The 19,718-nt window shown below is 73.7% G+C and carries 12 protein-coding genes; 8 read left to right on the plus strand and 4 right to left on the minus strand.

The genetic code is table 11. The features are described from left to right. Window positions 1-64: 64 nt before the first annotated feature. The 4 genes from ACF1ED_RS33860 to manA all read left to right on the plus strand — a co-directional run bounded on the left by ACF1ED_RS33860 (window position 65) and on the right by manA (window position 7,462). Complete coding sequence (locus ACF1ED_RS33860) at window positions 65-3,622, plus strand: ATP-binding protein (protein ID WP_391767139.1); 3,558 nt, start codon at window positions 65-67, stop codon at window positions 3,620-3,622. A 168-nt stretch (window positions 3,623-3,790) separates the two neighbouring features. Beyond that, on the plus strand, window positions 3,791-4,969 hold the full coding sequence (locus ACF1ED_RS33865) for an acyl-CoA dehydrogenase family protein (RefSeq protein ID WP_391767141.1): 1,179 nt from the start codon (window positions 3,791-3,793) through the stop codon (window positions 4,967-4,969). 209 nt (window positions 4,970-5,178) lie between these two features. Then, a complete protein-coding gene (locus ACF1ED_RS33870; RefSeq protein WP_391767143.1) occupies window positions 5,179-6,153 on the plus strand; it encodes an ROK family protein in 975 nt (324 codons plus the stop codon). Between the two features lie 121 nt (window positions 6,154-6,274). Further along, window positions 6,275-7,462 (plus strand): mannose-6-phosphate isomerase, class I, encoded by a 1,188-nt coding sequence (manA, locus tag ACF1ED_RS33875; protein WP_391767145.1) that lies wholly within the window; start codon window positions 6,275-6,277, stop codon window positions 7,460-7,462. A 293-nt stretch (window positions 7,463-7,755) separates the two neighbouring features. On the opposite strand, the gene ACF1ED_RS33880 is transcribed toward manA, so the two are convergent. Next, on the minus strand, window positions 7,756-8,802 hold the full coding sequence (locus ACF1ED_RS33880) for a LacI family DNA-binding transcriptional regulator (protein ID WP_391767147.1): 1,047 nt from the start codon (window positions 8,800-8,802) through the stop codon (window positions 7,756-7,758). Further along, complete coding sequence (locus ACF1ED_RS33885) at window positions 8,799-11,198, minus strand: glycoside hydrolase family 2 protein (RefSeq protein ID WP_391767149.1); 2,400 nt, start codon at window positions 11,196-11,198, stop codon at window positions 8,799-8,801. Before ACF1ED_RS33885 ends, ACF1ED_RS33880 begins: the two co-directional genes overlap by 4 nt. A 275-nt stretch (window positions 11,199-11,473) precedes the next feature. Here ACF1ED_RS33885 and ACF1ED_RS33890 point away from each other — a divergent pair, with 275 nt between their 5' ends. The 3 genes from ACF1ED_RS33890 to ACF1ED_RS33900 all read left to right on the plus strand — a co-directional run bounded on the left by ACF1ED_RS33890 (window position 11,474) and on the right by ACF1ED_RS33900 (window position 14,769). Continuing rightward, the gene (locus ACF1ED_RS33890; RefSeq protein WP_391767151.1) at window positions 11,474-12,799 is read left to right on the plus strand and encodes an ABC transporter substrate-binding protein; all 1,326 of its coding nucleotides are present in this window, start codon (window positions 11,474-11,476) and stop codon (window positions 12,797-12,799) included. A 120-nt stretch (window positions 12,800-12,919) separates the two neighbouring features. After that, complete coding sequence (locus ACF1ED_RS33895) at window positions 12,920-13,894, plus strand: carbohydrate ABC transporter permease (protein WP_391767181.1); 975 nt, start codon at window positions 12,920-12,922, stop codon at window positions 13,892-13,894. Further along, complete coding sequence (locus ACF1ED_RS33900; protein ID WP_391767153.1) at window positions 13,891-14,769, plus strand: carbohydrate ABC transporter permease; 879 nt, start codon at window positions 13,891-13,893, stop codon at window positions 14,767-14,769. Before ACF1ED_RS33895 ends, ACF1ED_RS33900 begins: the two co-directional genes overlap by 4 nt. Window positions 14,770-14,836: 67 nt before the next feature. On the opposite strand, the gene ACF1ED_RS33905 is transcribed toward ACF1ED_RS33900, so the two are convergent. Then, the gene (locus tag ACF1ED_RS33905; RefSeq protein WP_391767183.1) at window positions 14,837-15,883 is read right to left on the minus strand and encodes a LacI family DNA-binding transcriptional regulator; all 1,047 of its coding nucleotides are present in this window, start codon (window positions 15,881-15,883) and stop codon (window positions 14,837-14,839) included. A 394-nt stretch (window positions 15,884-16,277) separates the two neighbouring features. On the opposite strand from ACF1ED_RS33905, the gene ACF1ED_RS33910 reads away from it, so the two are divergent. Beyond that, window positions 16,278-18,038 carry an ABC transporter ATP-binding protein gene (locus ACF1ED_RS33910; protein WP_391767155.1) on the plus strand — a complete coding sequence of 587 codons (1,761 nt, stop codon included), beginning with the start codon at window positions 16,278-16,280 and terminating at the stop codon, window positions 18,036-18,038. Window positions 18,039-18,097: 59 nt separating this feature from the next. Here the strand turns inward: ACF1ED_RS33910 and ACF1ED_RS33915 are convergent, their stop codons facing one another. After that, entirely contained in the window at window positions 18,098-19,417 is a 1,320-nt protein-coding gene (locus ACF1ED_RS33915) for a cellulase family glycosylhydrolase (protein ID WP_391767157.1), read from the minus strand. Window positions 19,418-19,718: the final 301 nt, after the last annotated feature.

The following is a 19,718-nucleotide window of genomic DNA, read 5'->3' on the forward strand; positions in this document are numbered from 1 at the left end:
GCCCGCCCGCCGGCCGGGCCGGAGCGGGGCGGGCCCGCCGGGGCGGCCGGGGCAGAATGGGGCGGTGCAGCCCCTCTACCGCGTCCTCGGTCCCGGGCGGGCCCGCCGCGCCGACGGCACGGAGGGCCCCGTCCGCGGCGCCCGTCTCGCCGCCCTCTTCGCGGCGCTCGCCGCCGCCGGAGGCCGGCCCGCCGCGCCCGCCGCCCTCGCCGCCCGGGTGTGGGCCGACGACACCGCCGTTCCCGAGGACCCCGCCGCCGCCCTCCAGGCCCTCGTCGCCCGGCTCCGCCGGACCCTCGGCGCCGGGGCCGTCGTCTCCGAGCCGGGCGGCTACCGCCTCGCCGCGACGGCGGAGGACGTCGACCTCTTCCGTTTCGAGCGGCTGGCGGCGGAGGGTGCCGTGGCGCTGGCCGCCGGGGAGCCGGGGCGGGCCGCCGGGCTGCTCGACGAGGCGCTGGGCCTGTGGGCCGGGCCCGTCCTCGCCGACCTGCCAGGCCGCACCACCGACCCCCTCGTCGTGCGCGTCGAGCGACGGCACGCGGAGGCCCGCCGCGACCGCCTCGCCGCCGACGTCGGCCTCGGCCGGGCGGTCGAGGTGCTGCCCGAGCTGACCGCGCTCTGTGCCGGCCGGCCGCTGGACGAGCCGCTGCAGGTGCTGCGGATCCGTGCGCTGCGGGAGGCGGGGCGGGCGGCGGAGGCGCTGGCGGCGTACGAGGAGGTGCGCCGGACGCTCGCCGACCGGCTCGGCGCCGACCCCGGTCCCGGGCTCCGCGCCCTCCACGAGCGGCTGCTCGCCGGTGACGGCCCCGAGGCCCCCCGGCGCCGGGCCTCTCCCCTCCCCGCCCGCCTCACCTCCTTCATCGGCCGCGACGAGGAACTCGCCTCTCTCTCCGCCGAGTTGACGTCCGCACGTCTGGTGACGCTGCTCGGCCCCGGCGGCGTCGGCAAGACCCGGCTGGCCCTGGAGGCGGCGGAGGCGTACGAGGGCGACGGCACCGTCCATCTCGCCGAACTCGCCTCCGTGCGCGAGGAGTCGGAGGTCCCGGGCGCCGTCCTGACCGCCCTCGGCGCCCGCGAGACGGTGCTCCGAGGCTCCGACGGACTCCTCGGCGGTGATCCGCTGTCGCGTCTGGTGGAGCACTGTGCGGGGCGGCGGATGCTGTTGCTGCTGGACAACTGTGAGCATGTGGTGGGTGCGGCGGCGCGGTTGGCGGAGGCGGTGCTGGCGCGGTGTGCGGGGGTGCGGGTGCTGGCGACGAGCCGGGAGCCGTTGGGGGTGCCGGGGGAGCGGCTGCGGCCGTTGGGTCCGTTGCCGGAGGCGATGGCGTTGCGGTTGCTGGGGGAGCGGGGCGCGGCGGCGCGGCCGGGGTTCGAGGTGGCCGAGGACGTGGTGTCGGCGGGGGAGGTGGTGCGGCGGCTGGACGGGCTGCCGTTGGCGATCGAGCTGGCGGCGGCGCGGTTGCGGGTGTTGTCGGTGCGGCAGATCGCGGAGCGGTTGGACGACCGCTTCCGGCTGCTGACGTCGGGGGCGCGGACGGTGCTGCCGCGGCAGCAGACGCTGCGGGCGGTGGTGGACTGGTCGTGGGAGTTGCTGGAGGAGCCGGAGCGGGCGGTGCTGCGGCGGCTCGCGGTGTTCACGGGCGGGTGTGATCTGGAGGCGGCGGAGGCGGTGTGCGCGGGTCCGGAGGGTGCGGACGTGCTGGGCGTGCTGGGTGCTCTGGTGGACAAGTCGCTGGTGGTGTCGGCGCCGGGGGAGCGGGGGATGCGGTTCCGTCTTCTTGAGACGGTGGGGGAGTACGCGGCGGAGCGGTTGGCGGAGGCGGGGGAGCGGGAGGCGGTCGAGCGGGCGCACCTGACGTACTACCGCGAACTCGCCCGCACCCGGGACCCCGCCCTGCGCGGCCCCCGCCAGGCCCTCACCCTCGCCCTCTTCGAGCGCGAGCACGACAACCTGCGGACCGCCCTGCGGACGGCCGTCGCCGCCCGCGACGAGCAGGAGGTGCTGTGTCTCGTCCACTCCCTCTCCTGGTTCTGGCAGCTCCGCAACCACCAGCACGACTCCCGCACCTGGTCCGGCGCCGCGTGCCGCTTCGGACCCGACCCCTTCGACCCGCCCGTGCGGCCCGCCGAGCCCTTCCACGGCCGCTGCCACGACGTGCCGCCGCCGTGGACGGGCGAGCGGCTGCGGGAGGCCCGGCGCGGTGTCCGGCTGTACGCGCTCGCCGCCCAGGGCGGGTCCGGGGCCACCGCGGTGGAGCAGGACGCCGGGGCCCGCGAGCGGCTCCACCGGGTCGTCGCCGCCTACCGGCCCGGCCTGCCGCAGACCTGCCGCCAGCCCGGCGCCGTCTGGTTCTTCGCCCGCCTCATGACCGGCGGGCTCACCGGCCTCGACACCACCCTCGCCCTCGTCGTCGCCGCCTGCCGCGCCCACGGCGACCCCTGGGACCTGGCCTTCGCGCTGCTCATGCGGTCCCGGCTGGCCGGCGACGGACCCGAGGAGGCCGCCGAGGCCCTCGCCCTCTTCGAGGCGGCGGGGGACGCCTGGGGCATCGGGGAGTCGCTGGCGGCCCGCGGCGAGGCGTACGAGAGCGCCGGGCGGCTCACCGAGGCCGCCGAGGACTTCGCCCGGGCCGCCGCGGCGGCCGGGGAGGCGGGCGCCCGCTCCCAGGTGCCGGTCTTCACCGCCCGCCTCGCCGCCGTACGCCTCCGGCTCCGTCCCGACGGCGACGAGGAGGCGGAACGGCTCCTCGCCGCCGCCGCCGAGGAGGCCGCCCGCTGGGGCGCCGAGGCCGTCGGCAGCGGCCGGCTCCTGCTCGCCCAGCACTACGCCCACACCGGCCGCACCGGTCTCGCGCAGGAGCAGCTGGGCCGTGCCGAGGCCGAGTTCGGCGACCACGTCCCCGCCCTGTTCCGGGGGATCGTCGGCGGGATGCGGGCCTGGACCGACTGCCTGGACGGCGCCCACGACCGGGCCCTGGCCCGGCTCGGCCGCGCGGTCGAGGACCTGGAGACGCTGGCCCACCTGGTGGCGCCGTACCTGCTCGTCGCCCAGCTCGCCACCGGCGCGTGGGCGCTCGGCGGCCGCGGCGGCCCCGGCGACGCCCGCACGGCCGCCCGGCTCCTCGGCGCGTACGACGCCCACGCCGGAGCGGGCCCGGGCGGCTTCCGCGCGTACACCCCGCAGACCGAGGCGCTGATCCGGCGGAGTGCCGAACCCGCCGTGCGGGCCGCGCTCACCCCCGAGGAGTACGCCGGCGCGCACGGGGCCGGCCGGGCGCTCCCGGTGGCGGAGGCCGTCGCGCTGCTGCGGCGGGCGGCGCGGGGAGCCGGGCCCGCGCCGGGCGCCCGGATGCGGGGCGCGGGGGCGGACACGAGAATGGCCAGTGCCGGGACCCACCCGCAGAAGCATGGAGGAGACGGCATGAACGCTGAGCCCGACGAGAAGTCCCGGGGGGACCGACCGACCCCCGACCGGCTGCTGCACTCCGGTTCGGAGGGCGATTTCACGGCGGAGGACCTGGTGCTCGCCTCCGGCCGCGACGTGACGCCCCAGACCCTGGCCTGGGCCGAACGCAGAATGGCGGAGAAGGGCCGCGCCTCCCTGGACGAACTCCTTCCGTAGACACCCGCGAGACCCGTGGGTCCTTCCCGGGGCCCCGTACGGGCAGGGGCCCGGAAGCGGCGCGGCACCCGGCGCCGCCCCGGGCCTTCCACATTTGTGGAACACGTTCTACCGTGACCGCCGTCGTGCCGAGGACGCCGACGCCGACAGCCGTCACGGGAGGCCGGGATGCACCTGCAGTACACGCCGGAACAGAACCGCCTGCGCGCCGAGCTGCGCGCCTACTTCGCGGAGCTCGTCCCCGAGGACGTGCACGGCCGGTACGGGGACCCGGCCGCCCAGAAGCGCTTCTACCGCGAGACCATCCGCCGGCTCGGCGCCGACGGCTGGCTCGGCGTCGGCTGGCCCGTGGAGTACGGCGGGCGCGGGCTCACGCCCATGGAGCAGTTCATCTTCTTCGACGAGGCGGCCCAGGCGGGCGTCCCGCTGCCGCTCATGGCGCTGAACACCGTCGGGCCGACGATCATGCGGTTCGGCACGGACGAGCAGAAGGCGTTCTTCCTGCCCGGCATCCTCTCCGGCGAACTGGACTTCGCCATCGGGTACAGCGAGCCCGACGCCGGCACCGACCTCGCGGCCCTGAAGACCCGGGCGGTGCGCGAGGGGGACGCGTACGTCGTCAACGGGCAGAAGATCTGGACGACCAACGGCGACACCGCCGACTGGGTCTGGCTCGCCGTCCGCACCGACCCCGACGCGGCCCCCCACAAGGGCATCACCATGCTCCTCGTCCCGACGAGCGACCCCGGCTACTCCTGCACGGTGATCAACACCCTCGCCTCGCACGACACCACGGCCAGCTACTACGACGACGTCCGCGTCCCCGTCACGCGCCGCGTCGGCGAGGAGAACGGGGGCTGGCGGCTGATCACCAACCAGCTCAACCACGAACGCGTCACCCTCGCCGCCCACGGCACCATGGCGATCCGCGCCCTCCACGACGTCCGCCGCTGGGCCGCCGACACCCTCCTCTCCGACGGCCGCCGCGTCATCGACCTCCCCTGGGTCCGCCGCGCCCTGGCCCGCACCCACACCCGCCTCGACGCGATGAAGCTCCTCAACTGGCGGATGGTCAACGCCGTCCACCACGGCACCCTCACGCCCCAGGACGCCTCCGCCGTCAAGGTCTACGGCTCCGAGGCCCGCCGCGACGCCTACGCCGCCCTCATGGAGGTCGTCGGCGCGGCGGGCGCCCTCAAGGAGGGCTCCCCGGGCGCCGTCCTCCACGGCGAACTCGAACGCGGCTACCGCTCCGCCGTCATCTTCACCTTCGGCGGCGGCAACAACGAGATCCAGCGCGAGATCATCTCCTGGATCGGCCTGGGCATGCCCCGAGTCCGCCGCTGACGGGGGACGCGCCGTCGGCGTGCGCGGGTGATGACGGCGCGGGTGACGACGGCGCGGGCGCGGGTGAGGAGTGCTCTCACCCGCGCCGGTCGGGCCGGGCAGGCGTCGTGTCCGTTCCCCAACCGGCTCCGTTCCTCTCTAGACAACGTTGTCATGGCTCGGCAGAGTAGTGCTCGCACAGTTCGGACGGTTGTGGAGAGGTTGGGCGGATGGTGTACGGAGCGCTGGACATCGGCGGCACGAAGATCGCCGGGGCGCTGGTCGACGCCGAGGGGCGCGTCGTGGCGAGGGCGCAGCGGCCGACGCCCGCGCGCGGGTCCGCCGAGGCGATGGCGGCCGCGGTGACCTCGGTGGTGGACGAGCTCGCCGCCCGCCCCGAGTGGGCCTCGCTGTCCTGCCTGGGGATCGGGAGCGCCGGCCCCGTGGACACCTTCGCGGGCACGGTGAGCCCGGTGAACATCCCGGCCTGGCGCTCCTTCCCCCTGGTGCAGCGGGTGCGGAGCCACCCCGCCGTCCCGGAGGGCATCGAGCCGGTGCTCGTCGGCGACGCGGTCGCGATGGCGGCGGCGGAACACTGGATCGGCGCGGCGAAGGACGCGGCGAACGCCCTGTGCATGGTCGTCTCGACCGGGGTCGGCGGCGGCCTCGTCCTGGGAGGTTCCGTCCACGCGGGGACGACGGGGAACGCCGGTCACATCGGGCACATCACCGTCGACCAGAACGGCCCCGTGTGCCCCTGCGGCGCCCGGGGATGCGTCGAGCGCTACGCCAGCGGCACGGCGATCGCCGCCCATGCGCTGGAATCGGGCTGGACGCCCCCGGCCGGCCTCCCCGCCACCGCCCGCGAGGTCGGGGCCTCGGCCCGGGCCGGCGACCCGAGGGCGCTCGCCGCGTTCGACCGGGCCGGCCGCGCCCTGGCCGCCGCCATCGCGGCGACGGCCGCGCTCGTCGAACTCGACCTGGTCGTCGTCGGAGGCGGGGTCTCCCAGGCCGGCGACGTGCTGTTCGCGCCGCTGCGCCATCACCTGAAGTCGTACGCCGTCCTCGACTTCACCCGTGACGTCCCGGTGGTGCCCGCCGGACTGGCCCTCGACGCCGGACTGATCGGCGCGGCCGCCGCGGGCGTCGCCGCCTCCGGGCCGCCCCGCGCCGGCGCCGGCGCGGGGGGCCGGACGGCCACCTGAGCCCCGGCCCCCCGCCGCCGCGGGCGGGCCCCTCCCGAGGCGCCCGCCCGGGCGCCGGGCGCCCCGGCGCGTCACGGCGCCCCCGCCCGTCCCCTCACCGCACGCACTCCGGGAATCGACCATGGACCTCCTCCACAACACCGTCCGGCCCTACGACTGGGGTTCCCCCGCCCTGCTGCCCGAGCTCATGGGCGTGCCGCCCACCGGGGCGCCCCAGGCCGAGCTCTGGATGGGCGCCCATCCGGCGGCGCCCTCCCGGCTGTCCAGGGGCGGGGTCCCGACCTCGCTGGACCGGGTGGTCTCCGAGGACCCGGAGGGCGAACTCGGAGCGGGCACCCTGCGCCGGTTCGGGCCCCGGCTCCCGTTCCTGCTCAAGCTCCTGGCCGCCGACGCCCCGCTCTCCGTCCAGGTGCACCCCGACCTGGCCCAGGCCCAGGCCGGGTTCGCCCGGGAGAACGCGCTCGGCGTGCCCCTGGACGCACCGCACCGCAACTACCGCGACGACCAGCACAAGCCCGAGATGATCGTCGCCCTCACCCCCTTCCGGGGGCTGTGCGGCTTCCGGAGCCCGGCGGACACCGCCGACCTGCTCGCCTCCCTGGAGGTGCCGGCGCTGCGGCCGTACGCCGAGACCCTGCGGGCCGTTCCCGGACCCCGGGCGCTCGCGGAGGTGTTCCGGGCCTTCCTCCGCCCCCCGGACGGTCTGGTCGACGCCGTCGCCCGGGCGCTGGCCGTCGCGGCGGCGGGCGCGGACGAGGCCCGCACCGCCGCCTACGCGGACATCGCCCGGTCCTGCCCGGGCGACGCCGGGCTGCTGTCCGCGCTGATGCTCCGGTACGTCGAACTGGGCCCCGGCGAGGCGCTGTTCCTCGGGGCCGGAGTCCCCCACGCGTACCTCTCCGGGCTCGGCGTGGAGATCATGGCGAGCTCCGACAACGTCCTGCGGTGCGGGCTGACCTCCAAGCACGTCGACGCGGAGGAACTGACCCGGGTCGTCCGCTTCGACGCGCCCCCGGCCCGCGTCCTGACCCCTCGGGAGGAAGGGGGTGAGGAGGTGTACCCGGCGCCCGTGGACGACTTCCGCCTGTCGCGGTACCGCCTCCGGGCCGGCGGGCCGCGGCGGCGCGTCACGTCGGACGCCCCGCAGATCGTCCTCTGCACCGCCGGGACGGCGACCGTCTCCTCGGCGGGGGAGGACCTCGCCCTCGGCCCCGGGCGGGCCGTGTACGTGCCTGCCGGCGCCGAGGCCGTACTGGAGGGCGCCGGCACGGCCTTCCGTGCGACGACGGGCACCGCCGAACACCTCTGACGAACGGCGGGGGATGAAAACCCCACTGAACTTAACCGGTTATGCGTAGGCTATTGTTCTCGGCCGCCGCGGCCTCTAGCCTCGACTCGGCCGCCAGGAAACGGCAGGAGAAATCGCCGAAAGAAGAAGGCGACGACCTGAACCGCGTCCGTGGCCGATCCCCACCGCCCGGGACCGAGCCGCAGCAATTCCCGGGCGGTGGGGCCCGGCGGCGGCCCGTCCGCCGCCCCCGGGGAGGCACGACGTCGAGGGGCCGCCCGCACGGGCGGCCCCTCGACGTCGCGCCCGAGCGCCTACGCGCGCCGGGGCGGGCCCGTCGACCCCCTCGGCGTCAGGGACGGCGTGGGCACCTGCCGGGCGCCCTTGTGGGTGCCCTCGATGATCCCGAACAGGGCCCGGGCGACCTCCTCCCCGAAGTGGTGCACGTCGTGGCTCATCGCCGACAGCGGCGGGTGGGTCAGCCGGCACAACTGGGAGTCGTCCCACGCCAGGAGGGACACGTCGTCGGGGACCGAGAGCCCCATCTCCGAGGCGACCGCCGCCCCGGCGACGGCCATGATGTCGTTGTCGTACACGATCGCCGTCGGCCGGTCCGGGGACATCAGGAGGCTGCGGGTGGCCCGCGCCCCCTCCTCCCCCACGAAGCCGGTCGCCACCTGCCGTCCGCCGTCCAGGCCCAGTTCGGCCATGGTGGCCTCGAAGGCGGTGGCCCGGATGCCGCTGTGGCCGAGGCCGGCGGGACCGCCGACGCGCGCGATGCGCCGGTGCCCGAGCGCGGCCAGGTACCGCACCGCCTCCGCCGCCGCCGAGGCGTCGTCCGTCCAGACCGACGGGAACCCGCCGGTCAGCGACGGGTGTCCGACGGCCACCGCGGGCATGCCGAGGGCCCGCAGGGGCGGGATCCGCGGGTCGTCCCGGTGGAAGTCCACCAGGATCGCCCCGCCGACCGTCCGGCTGCGCCACCACTCCTGGTAGAGGGCGGTCTCCTCGTCCAGGTTGCGGACGAGCCGGAGGAGGAGGGAGCAGGAGTGCTCGGCGAGGACGTCCTCGATGCCGGAGATGAACTCCATGTAGAAGGGTTCGAGGCCGAGCAGCCGGGCCGGCCGGCAGATCGCCAGGCCGACGATGCCCGCCCGCCGCCCGGAGAGGTTGCGCGCGGTCTGGTTCGGGCTCCAGCCCAGCTCCCGGGCCGCCGCGAAGATGCGCTCCCGGGTCGTCGGGGACACCCCCGGACGGTTGTTGAAGGCGATGGAGACCGCGCCTTTGGACACCCCGGCCAGCGCGGCCACGTCGTTGATCGTGACGCGCCGGCCGGGGGCCGGAGAGACCGGGGCGCTCACACCGCTCCCACGCTGAACAGGGCAGCCCGTACGGCCTCCGGGTCGTCGCCCGCCCAGCCGCGCACCGCGATCCGGACCTCCTCGCCCGGCAGCAGGGTCACGAGTCCGCGGTCGGCGCTCGCCGCCGGGGCCAGCCGGTCGGCCTGGAGCAGGAGGTCCCGCACGAGGGTGCGGGCGGTGACCGTCACGACCGCGCCGCCGTCGCCGGCCGGCTCGACCAGGACGTCGTACACGGGCGCCGGGTAGGCGAAATCCTTGTCGAAGACCGGGAGGTGGACCGCCCGCAGACCGTCCGCGTCGGCCACCAGGAGCTCCTTGCCGGAGTCGGCCGAGGGCAGCAGCGAGGCCGGGACGACCATCCGCACCACCGTCCGGGGGGCGGCCTCCAGGTCGAGCGGGGCCTCCTTCAGCACGGTGCCGTCCGCGGCGAGCCGGCGCAGGGTGACGGTGGTCCGCCAGGTGGTGCCGGACTGGTTGTCGAGGGCGAGCACGGGGCCGCCCTCCGCGGGGACGAGGCCGAGGAGCCGGTCGGCGTAGACGCGGCGCAGCTCGTGGTAGAGCGGCTTGAGGTGCCCGTCGCCGTCGATCGCGGCCCAACTGCTCACCGGCCAGCAGTCGTTGAGCTGCCACACGACCGAGCCCGCGCAGACCGGCCAGTGGGAGCGCCAGTGCTCGATGCCGGCCGCCACCGCGCGGGCCTGGACGACCTGGGCAAGGTAGTGCCAGCGGTCGAAGTCGCCCTCGGGCAGGCCGAAATGGCGCTCGATGCCGCGGTTCAGCTTGCCGTTGCCGTCCTCGGCCTTCTGGTGGTGCAGCATGCCGGGGGAGCCGGGGGCCAGCTCCTCGCCGGGCAGGGCGCGCCGCAGGGTGCTGATCGCGGGCGGGGCCTGCCAGCCGAACTCGGCGCAGAAGCGCGGGACGTCGGCCCGGTACTCGGCGTAGTCCTGCCGGTTCCACACCTCCCACGAGTGGTGGGTGCCGTGCCGGGGGTCGTTGGGGTGGTGGTCCCAGGAGCCGGACCAGGGGCTGCCCGCGGCGTAGGGGCGGGTGGGGTCGAGCTCGGCGACGATCCGGGGCAGGACGCCGAGGTAGTAGCCCTCGCCCCAGGAGTCGCCGGCCAGCGGGGCCTCCCAGTCCCAGTCGCGGAAGCCCCACAGGTTCTCGTTGTTGCCGTTCCACAGGACGAGGCTCGCGTGGGGCATTAGGCGGACAACGTTGTCACGCGCCTCCGCCTCCACTTCCCCGCGCAGCGGCTGCTCCTCGGGGTAGGCGGCGCAGGCGAAGAGGAAGTCCTGCCAGACCATCAGGCCCAGCTCGTCGCAGGCGTCGTAGAAGGCGTCGTCCTCGTAGATGCCGCCGCCCCAGATCCGGACGAGGTCGATGTTGGCGTCGGCGGCCTGGGTGAGGCGGGCGCGGTAGCGCTCCGGGGTGACCCGGGAGGGGAGCACGTCGTCCGGGATCCAGTTGACCCCGCGCGCGAAGATCCGCACGCCGTTGACGACGAAGGTGAAGCCGGTGCCGTGCGCGTCGGCGGAGCGGTCGACGGTGACGGTGCGGAAGCCGATCCGCCGCGACCAGGAGTCCAGCGGCGCCCCCCGTCCGTCCAGGAGTTCCACGTCGAGCCCGTACAGCGGCTGCGCGCCGTAGCCCCGGGGCCACCACAGCCCGGGCTCGGGCACCTCCAGGCGCAGGACGGCCTCGGTCCCGTCGAAGGCGGTCTCGGCGGCCGTGCCGGCGACGGCGGCGCGGAGGGTGAGCGGCCGTCCCGTCCCGCTCGCGGTGCGCTCGACGCGGACCCGGAGTTCGACGTGGCCGGCCGTGCCGTCCACGGTGACCAGCGGGCGGACCTCGGCGAGCCGGGCGGTCGACCAGCGCTCGATCCGCACCGGCCGCCACATGCCGGCGGTCACCACGGTGGGGCCCCAGTCCCAGCCGAAGGAGCAGGCCATCTTGCGGATGTACTGGAAGGGCTCGGGGTAGACGTTGGGCCGGTCGCCGGTGAGGGCGCGGACCCGCTCCGCCTCGTCGTAGGCGGAGCCGAAGCGCACCTCCAGCGGGCCGCTCCGTCCGGTGACGTCGAAGCGGTGGACGCGGTGCATGTTGCGGGTGGAGCCGAGCGGTTCGCCGCCGACCAGGACCTCGGCGGCGGTGTCCAGCCCCTCGAAGACCAGCTCGCTCCGCTCGTGCCCGCCGTCGCCGGCGGCCAGGTCCGTGACGTACGACCAGGCCCGGCGTCCCACCCAGGCGATCCCGGTCTCGTTCAGCCCGAGGAACGGGTCCGGTATCACTCCTGCGGCGAGCAGGTCGGTGTGGACACAGCCGGGCACCTGCGCGGGGAGCAGTGCGTCCTCGTGGCGCAGGCTCCACCCTTCGTGCAGCGGGGTGACGTCCTTCATGGTGTGCGGCTCCAATCGCCTGGCGGCGGGCGGGATGCGGGTACGGGCCGACAAGTTAGCCCTACATTTACTTAACTGTCCATGAACCGGTGAAGCGAACAGCTCATGGAAAGCGTGATGCCCGGGACGCGGGGATTCGCCGGGCTTTTCGGCGGGTCGGTCCGGTAACGATTGGGCATCACGCTGGAAATCAGCACTTTACCGGTTCACGACTGGCTGACATAGTGCCGTCATCCCACCGATGACCTGAGCCGTGACTTTGAAGGAGTTGGGCCATGGGGAACAAGAAGACGACCGCGTTCTCGGCCGCCGTGCTGGCCGCCGCGATGCTCGCGCTGTCGGCGTGCGGCGGCGGAGGCGGCGGTGCCACCGGAGAGGTGGCCGCGCCTCCGTCGGACCCGAAGGAGGTCTCCGGCGAGATCAAGGTCCTGACCCAGCGGACCGACCTGGTGCAGAGCGGGGCGCTGCAGGAGTACGCGGCCGAGTTCAACAAGGTCTACCCGAAGGTGAAGGTCAAGTTCGACGGCATCACCGACTACGAGGGGGAGGTGAAGATCCGCATGAACACCGAGGAGTACGGCGACGTGCTCCTCATCCCCGGCGCGGTGGCCAAGAGCGACTACCCGAAGTTCTTCGCCCCCCTCGGCACCACCGCCGAGCTGTCGAAGTACCGGTTCGCCGACAAGACCGAGGTGGACGGCAAGGTCTACGGCATCGCCCAGTTCGGCACCGCCAACGGCTTCGTCTACAACAAGGAGCTGTGGAAGCGGGCGGGCGTCACCGCCTGGCCGAAGACCCCCGACGAGTTCCTGGCCGGCCTCCAGGCGGTCAAGGACAAGACCGGCGCCACCCCGTACTACACCAACTTCAAGGACGGCTGGCCGCTGGTCCAGTGGACCAACAACCTCGGCGTCGTCGGCTGCGACGCCGAGGCGGGCAACGCGCTCGCGGGCGCGGTCTCGCCCTGGAAGACCGGGAGCGAACTGCACGCCATCGACGGCCTGCTGTACGAGATCGCGAAGCGGGGCCTGTCGGAGAAGGACCCGACGACCACCAACTGGGAGACCTCCAAGGCGCTCCTCGGCGAGGGCAAGATCGCCACGATGATGCTGGGCTCCTGGTCGATCACGCAGATGCGGGACGCGGCGAAGAAGGCGGGCGGCTCGGCGGACGACATCGGCTTCATGCCCTTCCCCGTCCAGAAGGACGGCAAGCACTGCGCGGCCCTGGTCTCCGACTACCAGCAGGCCGTGAGCATCCACTCGCACAACAAGCCGGCCGCCCGCGCCTGGGTGGACTGGTTCACCGAGAAGTCCGGCTTCGCGGAGAAGGAGGGCGTGGTCTCCGCGGTCAAGTCCGCCTCGATGCCCGCCACGCTCAAGGACTTCGTTGACAACGATGTCACCTTCTTCGACCGGTCCGAGGCGAAGACCGCCGCCGTCAACGACATCGACGAGGCGGCCGAGATCGGCCTGAACAAGCAGGACTACCGCCAGAAGCTGATCGACACGGCCCGCGGGGCCGCGAAGGGCAGCCTGGAGGACTTCTTCGCCGACCTGAACAAGAGGTGGGACGAGGCGGCGAAGACCGCCGGTAGCTGATACCGGCGGAGCGGGCCCCGGCCGCACGACACCGGCCGGGGCCCCCTGGACCTTCCGCAGTCGCGGACACGAAAGGCCGACATGACCCAGACCACCGACACCGCACCAGAGGGCGCCGCCATGACAGGGCGATCCAGCACGGACACGAAGACGGACCCCGGGAGCCGGGCGCGCCGCACCGGGCGCCGCCGGAGCGGTCCATCCGCCGGACGGACACGGTCCTGGCGCGACTCGCCGCTCCGGCGGATCACGCCCTGGCTGTTCCTGGCGGCCCCCCTGGCCTTGCTGATCACGTTCACGTACGTCCCCGTCGCGAGCATGATCTCGTACAGCTTCACCGACTGGGACGGGGTGAGCCCGGACCGGGAGAACGTGGGGTTCGACAACTACGTCCGGATCTTCACCCGGCCCGAGCTCTTCCGCGTCTTCTTCGTCAGCGGCTACTACCTCGCGGCGTCCGTGGTCCAGATCGTGGTCGCGCTGTACTTCGCGGTGATCCTCAGCTTCGACCTGCGCTTCCGGAACTTCTTCAAGGGGATCCTCTTCTTCCCCTACCTCGTCAACGGCGTCGCCATCGGCTTCGTCTTCCTGTACTTCTTCCAGGACGGCGGCACCCTCGACTCCGTGCTGGCCTGGCTGGGCGTGACCACCGACCACCCCTGGCTCGGCGACCCGACCTCCGCGAACGTCTCCCTGGCCGGCGTCTCCGTCTGGCGCTTCACCGGACTGAACTTCGTCCTCTTCCTCGGCGCCATCCAGTCCATCCCCGGAGAGCTGTACGAGGCGGCGGAGCTGGACGGGGCCGGGAAGTGGAAGCAGTTCCGGCACATCATCGCCCCGAGCATCAAGCCCGTGATCAGCCTCAGCGCGATCCTGGCGATCTCCGGCTCGCTGTCGGTCTTCGAGATCCCCTACATCATGACCGGCGGCGCCACCGGCACCCAGACCTTCGTCATCCAGACGATCAAGCTCGCCTTCCAGTTCAACAAGACCGGCCTGGCCTCGGCCGCGGCCGTGGTGCTGCTCCTGATCATCCTGCTGATCACCTGGATCCAGCGCCGGCTCGTGCCCGACGACAAGGTGGACCTCGTATGACCTCCCCCGACCTCACCGCCGCCACCGTGAAGGGGCCCCGCGCCTCCCGCCGCCGGCCGCCCGTGGGGGGCGTGCTGACCTACCTGTCGCTCCTCGTGGCGTCCGCGGTCGTCCTGATCCCGCTGGTGGTCGTCTTCCTGACCTCGCTCAAGACCTCGGAGGAGGTCGGCGACGGCAGCGCGCTCTCCCTGCCGGGGAACTGGTTCAACTTCGACAACTACGTCACCGCGTTCAACGACGGCAAGATGCTCATGGCCTTCGGGAACACCGCGTTCATCCTCGTCTTCTCCATCGGCGGCACGGTGGTCATCGGCTCGATGACCGCCTACGCCGTCGACCGCTTCGACTTCCGCGGCAAGAAGCCCGTCATGGCCGGCTTCCTGATCGCCACCCTCGTGCCCGGCGTCACCACCCAGGTCGCGACCTTCCAGGTGATCAACGGCTTCGGCCTGATCGACACCCGCTGGGCACCGATCCTGCTCTACATGGGCACCGACATCGTCTCGGTCTACATCTTCCTGCAGTTCATCCGGGGCATCCCCGTCTCCCTCGACGAGGCCGCCCGGCTCGACGGCGCCAACGCCTTCACCATCTACCGGAAGATCATCTTCCCGCTGCTCAAGCCGGCGATCGCCACCGTCGTCATCATCAAGGGGATCACCACCTACAACGACTTCTACATCCCCTTCCTCTACATGCACTCCGAGGACCTGGGGACCATCTCCACCGCGCTCTTCCGCTTCAAGGGCCCCTTCGGAGCCCACTGGGAGGCCATCTCGGCCGGAGCGGTCCTCGTCATCGTCCCGACGCTGATCGTCTTCCTGCTCCTCCAGCGGTGGATCTACAACGGCTTCGCCCAGGGAGCCACCAAATAGCGGGACCGCGGCGCGGGGCCGGGCCGTCCGCGCGGACGGCCCCGCACGCTCCCCCGCGCACCGGCGGTCAGCGCACGGGCGGTCGGCGCGGGGCCGGCTCCGGCGGCGGGGGAGAGGTACTGCCCCGGGGGACGAAGTGCGCGTAGCCGTCGCGCACGCTGGCCACGTCCTCGCCGCCGATCAGGGCGAGCAGCGCGGTCGCGGAGCGGGCCCCGTACGCCGGGATGTCGCGGCTGACGGCCGACAGCGTCGGGCGCACGACCTGCGTGAGCGGTGACTCGTCCCAGGCGACGACGGACAGGTCGGCGGGGATGGAGAGGTTCAGCTCCTGGGCCACGGAGAGCGCGGCCACGGCCATGATGTCGTTGTCGAAGACGATCGCCGTCGGCCGCCGGGGCGCGATCAGCAGCGCCCGCGCGGCCCGCGCGCCCGCGTCCCCGGTGTAGTCGGTGTGCACCACCGTGGCCTCGGGGATCCCGGCCTCCCGGCACGCCTCCACGAGGGCGGCGTCGCGGACCGCCGTGTGCGCGAGCGCGGCGGGGCCCGCCACGCGCGCGATCCGCCGGTGCCCGAGCGCCGCCAGGTAGCGGACGATCTCGTGGACGCTGGCGCCGTCGTCGGACCAGACGGCCGGCAGGCTCCCGGCCACCTCCGGCGGGCCGATCGCCACCGCGGGCAGGTCCATGCCGCGCACGGCGTCGACCCGCGCGTCGTCGGTCTGCAGGTCCATGAGGAAGACGCCGTCGACCCGCCGCTCGCCCCACCAGCGCCGGCAGACCTCGATCTCCTGCTCCTGGTCCGCCACCATCTGGAGCATCAGCGCGTACGCGTGCTCGGCGAGCACGGTCTCCACCCCGCTGATGAACTCCATGAAGAACGGCTCCACCCCGAGCGTCCGCGCCGGCCGCCGCACGATCAGACCGACCGCCCGCGCCCGCCCGCCGGTCAGCGCCCGGGCGGCGCTGTTGGGGCGCCAGCCCAGCTCCTCGGCGATGGACTTGATCGAGGCACGGGTGGTCTCCGACACTCCGGGCTGGTCGTTGAGCGCGTACGAGACCGCCACCTTCGACACACCCGCCCGACGCGCGATGTCCGCCATCGTCGGCCGCTTCACTGCCACCCCAGCTCCATCCTGAACCCTCGGTACCCCGACCCTACCGCCAGGTCACGCGCACGGCGGCGGACCCCGGGGCGCTCCCGGCGGGCGGCCCGTCACCGCCGGCGGCCCGTCCCGCGGCGACCCGCGACGGGACGGCCCGGTTCAGCCAGGGTTTCGCAAAACTTCGGAGCGGGCCCGCCGGCACTGGAATCGGAAGGCCCGCGCGCCGCATGCTTCTACGAGAGCACGCCGCCGTCCTCGCCCCAGGGAAGAACCCGGCCGTCCCACGGCCGCGGAACCGGGCTGCCCTCGTACGCGGCGGGCCCGGGCCCTGGCCCCCACGCCGCCACCGGACGCGTGCCACGGCGAGAGGCGCGGCCGGCCCCGACGAAGGAAGCCCGCAGCAGCCATGAACCACAGTCCGCTCGACCACCGTTACCGGGGCGAACACCCGATCCGCACCGTCCACTACCTCTTCCGGCCCGACCGGGCACGGCTCGCCGGGGCCGTCGCGGTCTTCTTCGCCAAGCACGCGCCCGTCTGGCTGCTCCCGCCGGTGACGGCGAACGTCATCGACGTCGTCGTCGAGCACCGGCCGGTCTCCGAACTGTGGTGGAACTGCGCCGTGATGCTCACGGTCCTCCTCCTGAACCCGCCCCTGCACCTGCTGTACGTCCGCTGGGCGCACGGCGCGGTCCGCCGCCTCGGCCGCGACCTGCGGTCCGCGCTCGTCACCCGCATGCAGCAGCTCTCCATCGGCTTCCACAGCCGCACCAGCTCGTCCGTGCTGCACGCGAAGGTGGTCCGGGACGTCGAGACGCTGGAGACGGGACTCCAGCAGACCGCGGACAACGGCCTCACCGCCGTCGCCACGCTCGCGGGCGGCCTCGCCGTCATCGCCGTCGTGACCCCGGTCTTCCTCCCGGTCTTCCTCGTCCTCGTCCCCGTCGCGGTGCTGCTCATCGGCGCCCTGCGCGCGCGGCTGGGCGAGGGGAACACCACGTACCGGCGGTCGGTGGAGCGCATGTCCGCCTCCGTCAGCGACATGACCACCCTCATCCCCATCACCCGCGCCCACGCCCTGGAGCGCACGGCCCTCGGCCGGGTCGGACGCGAGCTCGACCGGGTGCGGCGGGAGGGGACGCGGCTCGACCTGCTCAACGCCCGCTTCGGGTCGCTCTCCTGGGTCGTCTTCAACGGACTCGGCACCGCCTGCCTCGCCGGCGCGGCGCTGGTCGCCTACTACGGATGGGCGTCGGTCACCCCGGGCGAGGTCGTCATGCTCAGCGCCTACTTCTCCACCCTCACCGGCGCGGTCACCAGCCTGCTCGCCCTGGCGCCCGTGGTGGGCAAGGGGGTCGAGTCCCTCAGGTCCGTCGGAGAGGTCCTCCAGGCGCCCGACCTGGAGGTCAACGACGGGAAGCGGCGGGTGGACTCGGTCACCGGGGCGTTCCGCTTCGAGGGCGCCGGCCTCACCCACGGCGACGGCGGCGAACCGGCCCTGAGCGACGTGGACCTCGACGTGCCGGTCGGCACCACCCTCGCGATCGTCGGCGGGTCCGGAGCGGGGAAGTCCACGCTGCTCAACCTCGTGCTCGGCTTCCACCGCCCCACGGCGGGCCGGGTCCTCCTCGACGGCGAGGACATGGCCGGACTCGACCTGCGGAGCTTCCGCAGGTTCGTCTCCGTCGTCCCCCAGGAGTCCGTCCTCTTCGAGGGGAGCATCCGGGAGAACGTCACCTACGGCATGGAGCGCGTCGACGAGGAGACGCTGCGGCGCGCCCTGCGCGACGCCAACGCCGCCGAGTTCGTCGACGCGCTGCCCGACGGCCTCGACACCGTCGTGGGGGAGCGCGGCACCCGGCTCTCGGGCGGTCAGCGCCAGCGGCTCGCGATCGCCCGGGCCCTCATCCGCGACCCCCGGGTCCTGGTGCTCGACGAGGCCACCTCGGCGCTCGACGCCCGCTCCGAGGCGCAGGTCCAGGAGGCCCTCGCCCGCCTGGTCGCCGGCCGGACGGTCTTCGTCGTGGCCCACCGCCTCTCCACGATCAGGCGGGCGGACCGGATCGTGGTGCTGGAGCGGGGACGGGTGGTGGAGTCCGGAAGCCACCGGGAACTCCTCGAACGCGACGCGGCCTACGCCCGCCTGCAGTCCACCCAGCTGGCCTGAACGCGGTACGGACGCGCGGCGCCCTCCCGACGCGGGGGACGGGAGGGCGCCGCCGGTGCTCAGTGGTCGGCGGCGCTGCCGCGCACGACGCAGGAGCGGTTGTCCTCCCAGCCCCAGCCGTCGCCGTCGGGGTCGGAGGCGCTGCCGTTCACGCAGTACGGGTAGCCGTTGGGGGCGGTGCCCCCGGTGTTGCCGCCGCCCGATCCGGTGTCGGCGGCGCTGCCGCGGACGACGCAGGAGCGGTTGTTCTCCCAGCCCCAGCCGTCGCCGTCGGGGTCGGAGGCGCTGCCGTTCACGCAGTACGGGTAGCCGTTCGGAGCGGTGCCGCCGGTGTCGCCGCCGCCTTCGTTGCCGCCGCCGCCCCCGCCTCCGAAGATCGTGGCGCGCTTCGAGGTGGTGGAGATGCCGTCGGCGCCGTTGAAGAAGCGGTTGCCCCAGGCGGTCAGGGAGCCGGCGTCGAAGCCGTTGACCATGTCCAGGTACTCGACGCCGCTGCCGTTGCCGCTCCAGGACCAGCCGAGGTAGCCGACGCGCAGCGAGCGGGCGGTGGCCATGATGGCGTTCTCGTCGGGGTTGCCGTCGCTGTGGTTGTCGCCGAACTCGCCCACCACGATGGGCAGTCCGTTGTTCACGAAGTGGTTCAGGTAGCCCTGGACCTCGGCGGCGGTGTCGTACACGCCGTACATGTGGATGGAGAAGATCGTGTTGCGGCGCGGGTCGGAGGCGAAGACCGAGGCGGCGTTGTCGCGCATGGTGTTCGACCAGTCCTGGCCCCAGTTGGGTGCGTCGACCATCAGCGCGTTCTCGATGCCCGCGTTCCGCAGCTTCACGATGGCGTTCTTCGTCGCGCCGGTCCAGGCGGCGTAACCGCTGTTGCCGTAGGGCTCGTTGCCGATGTTGACGACGACGTAGTCCTCCTGGCCCTGGAGGGCGCTCCTGACGCCCACCCAGTAGTCGGCGGCCTGGTCGAGGGTGGCGGCGGCGCCGTCCTCGCCGTAGCCGGTGGTGTCGTGCACCTCCAGGACGCAGATGACCTTGTTCGTCTTGCAGTCGTCGATGATGGAGGACACCTGGGAGGCGCTCGTCTCCGTCCAGCGGTCGCCGCTGGAGAGGACGACGCGGACGGTGTTGGCGCCCTTGGCGGCGATGTCGGCGATGGCGCCGGTCTCGCCCGGGTACCAGGCGTGCGCGTGGTTCACCCCGCGCATCACGAACTCGCTGCCGTCGGCCTCGTACACGCGGCCGTCGCTGACGTGGATGCCGCTCTCGGCGGCCTGGGCGGCTCCGGCGGTGCCGAAGACGGGCAGCAGCAGCCCGGCGACGCCGGCGAGAGCGCTGCCTGCGGCCGTGAGCCACGTCCTGTGCGGTGACTTGGTCATGCCTCTCCTCGTGGGAAGAAGGGGGAAGGAGCCCCGTCCGCGCAGAACTCCGATGACTAGACAACGTTGTCAGAGTTCGATGACCGAGCCGCTGGTCCGCACGCCGGGGGTGCCCCCATGAGGCACCCGTGGCCGGATCCGTGTCAAGCGGGAGGGACGCGTTTATCGCGACGGCACGAGACGGTGAAGCCGGTTCAGTGAACCCGCGCTGAACGTACGGTCCTTCTCGTGGTCCGGACGCCGCGCGTCCGCCGCTCGTCCACTGAACCGCGCCTCACCCGGTCGCCGGAAACGAACCGCG

It is taken from the genome of Streptomyces sp. NPDC014656 (genome assembly GCF_043084305.1).
In the GTDB taxonomy this organism is placed as follows: Bacteria; Actinomycetota; Actinomycetes; order Streptomycetales; family Streptomycetaceae; genus Streptomyces.

Bases quoted from the DNA above. Each gene is read 5' to 3' on its own strand.
- ACF1ED_RS33870 (WP_391767143.1), top strand. From the start codon at position 5,179: ATGGTGTACGGAGCGCTGGACATCGGCGGCACGAAGATCGCCGGGGCG.
- manA (WP_391767145.1), top strand. From the start codon at position 6,275: ATGGACCTCCTCCACAACACCGTCCGGCCCTACGACTGGGGTTCCCCC.
- ACF1ED_RS33910 (WP_391767155.1), top strand. From the start codon at position 16,278: ATGAACCACAGTCCGCTCGACCACCGTTACCGGGGCGAACACCCGATC.
- ACF1ED_RS33890 (WP_391767151.1), top strand. From the start codon at position 11,474: ATGGGGAACAAGAAGACGACCGCGTTCTCGGCCGCCGTGCTGGCCGCC.
- ACF1ED_RS33915 (WP_391767157.1), bottom strand. From the start codon at position 19,417: ATGACCAAGTCACCGCACAGGACGTGGCTCACGGCCGCAGGCAGCGCT.
- ACF1ED_RS33895 (WP_391767181.1), top strand. From the start codon at position 12,920: ATGACAGGGCGATCCAGCACGGACACGAAGACGGACCCCGGGAGCCGG.
- ACF1ED_RS33900 (WP_391767153.1), top strand. From the start codon at position 13,891: ATGACCTCCCCCGACCTCACCGCCGCCACCGTGAAGGGGCCCCGCGCC.
- ACF1ED_RS33865 (WP_391767141.1), top strand. From the start codon at position 3,791: ATGCACCTGCAGTACACGCCGGAACAGAACCGCCTGCGCGCCGAGCTG.
- ACF1ED_RS33885 (WP_391767149.1), bottom strand. From the start codon at position 11,198: ATGAAGGACGTCACCCCGCTGCACGAAGGGTGGAGCCTGCGCCACGAG.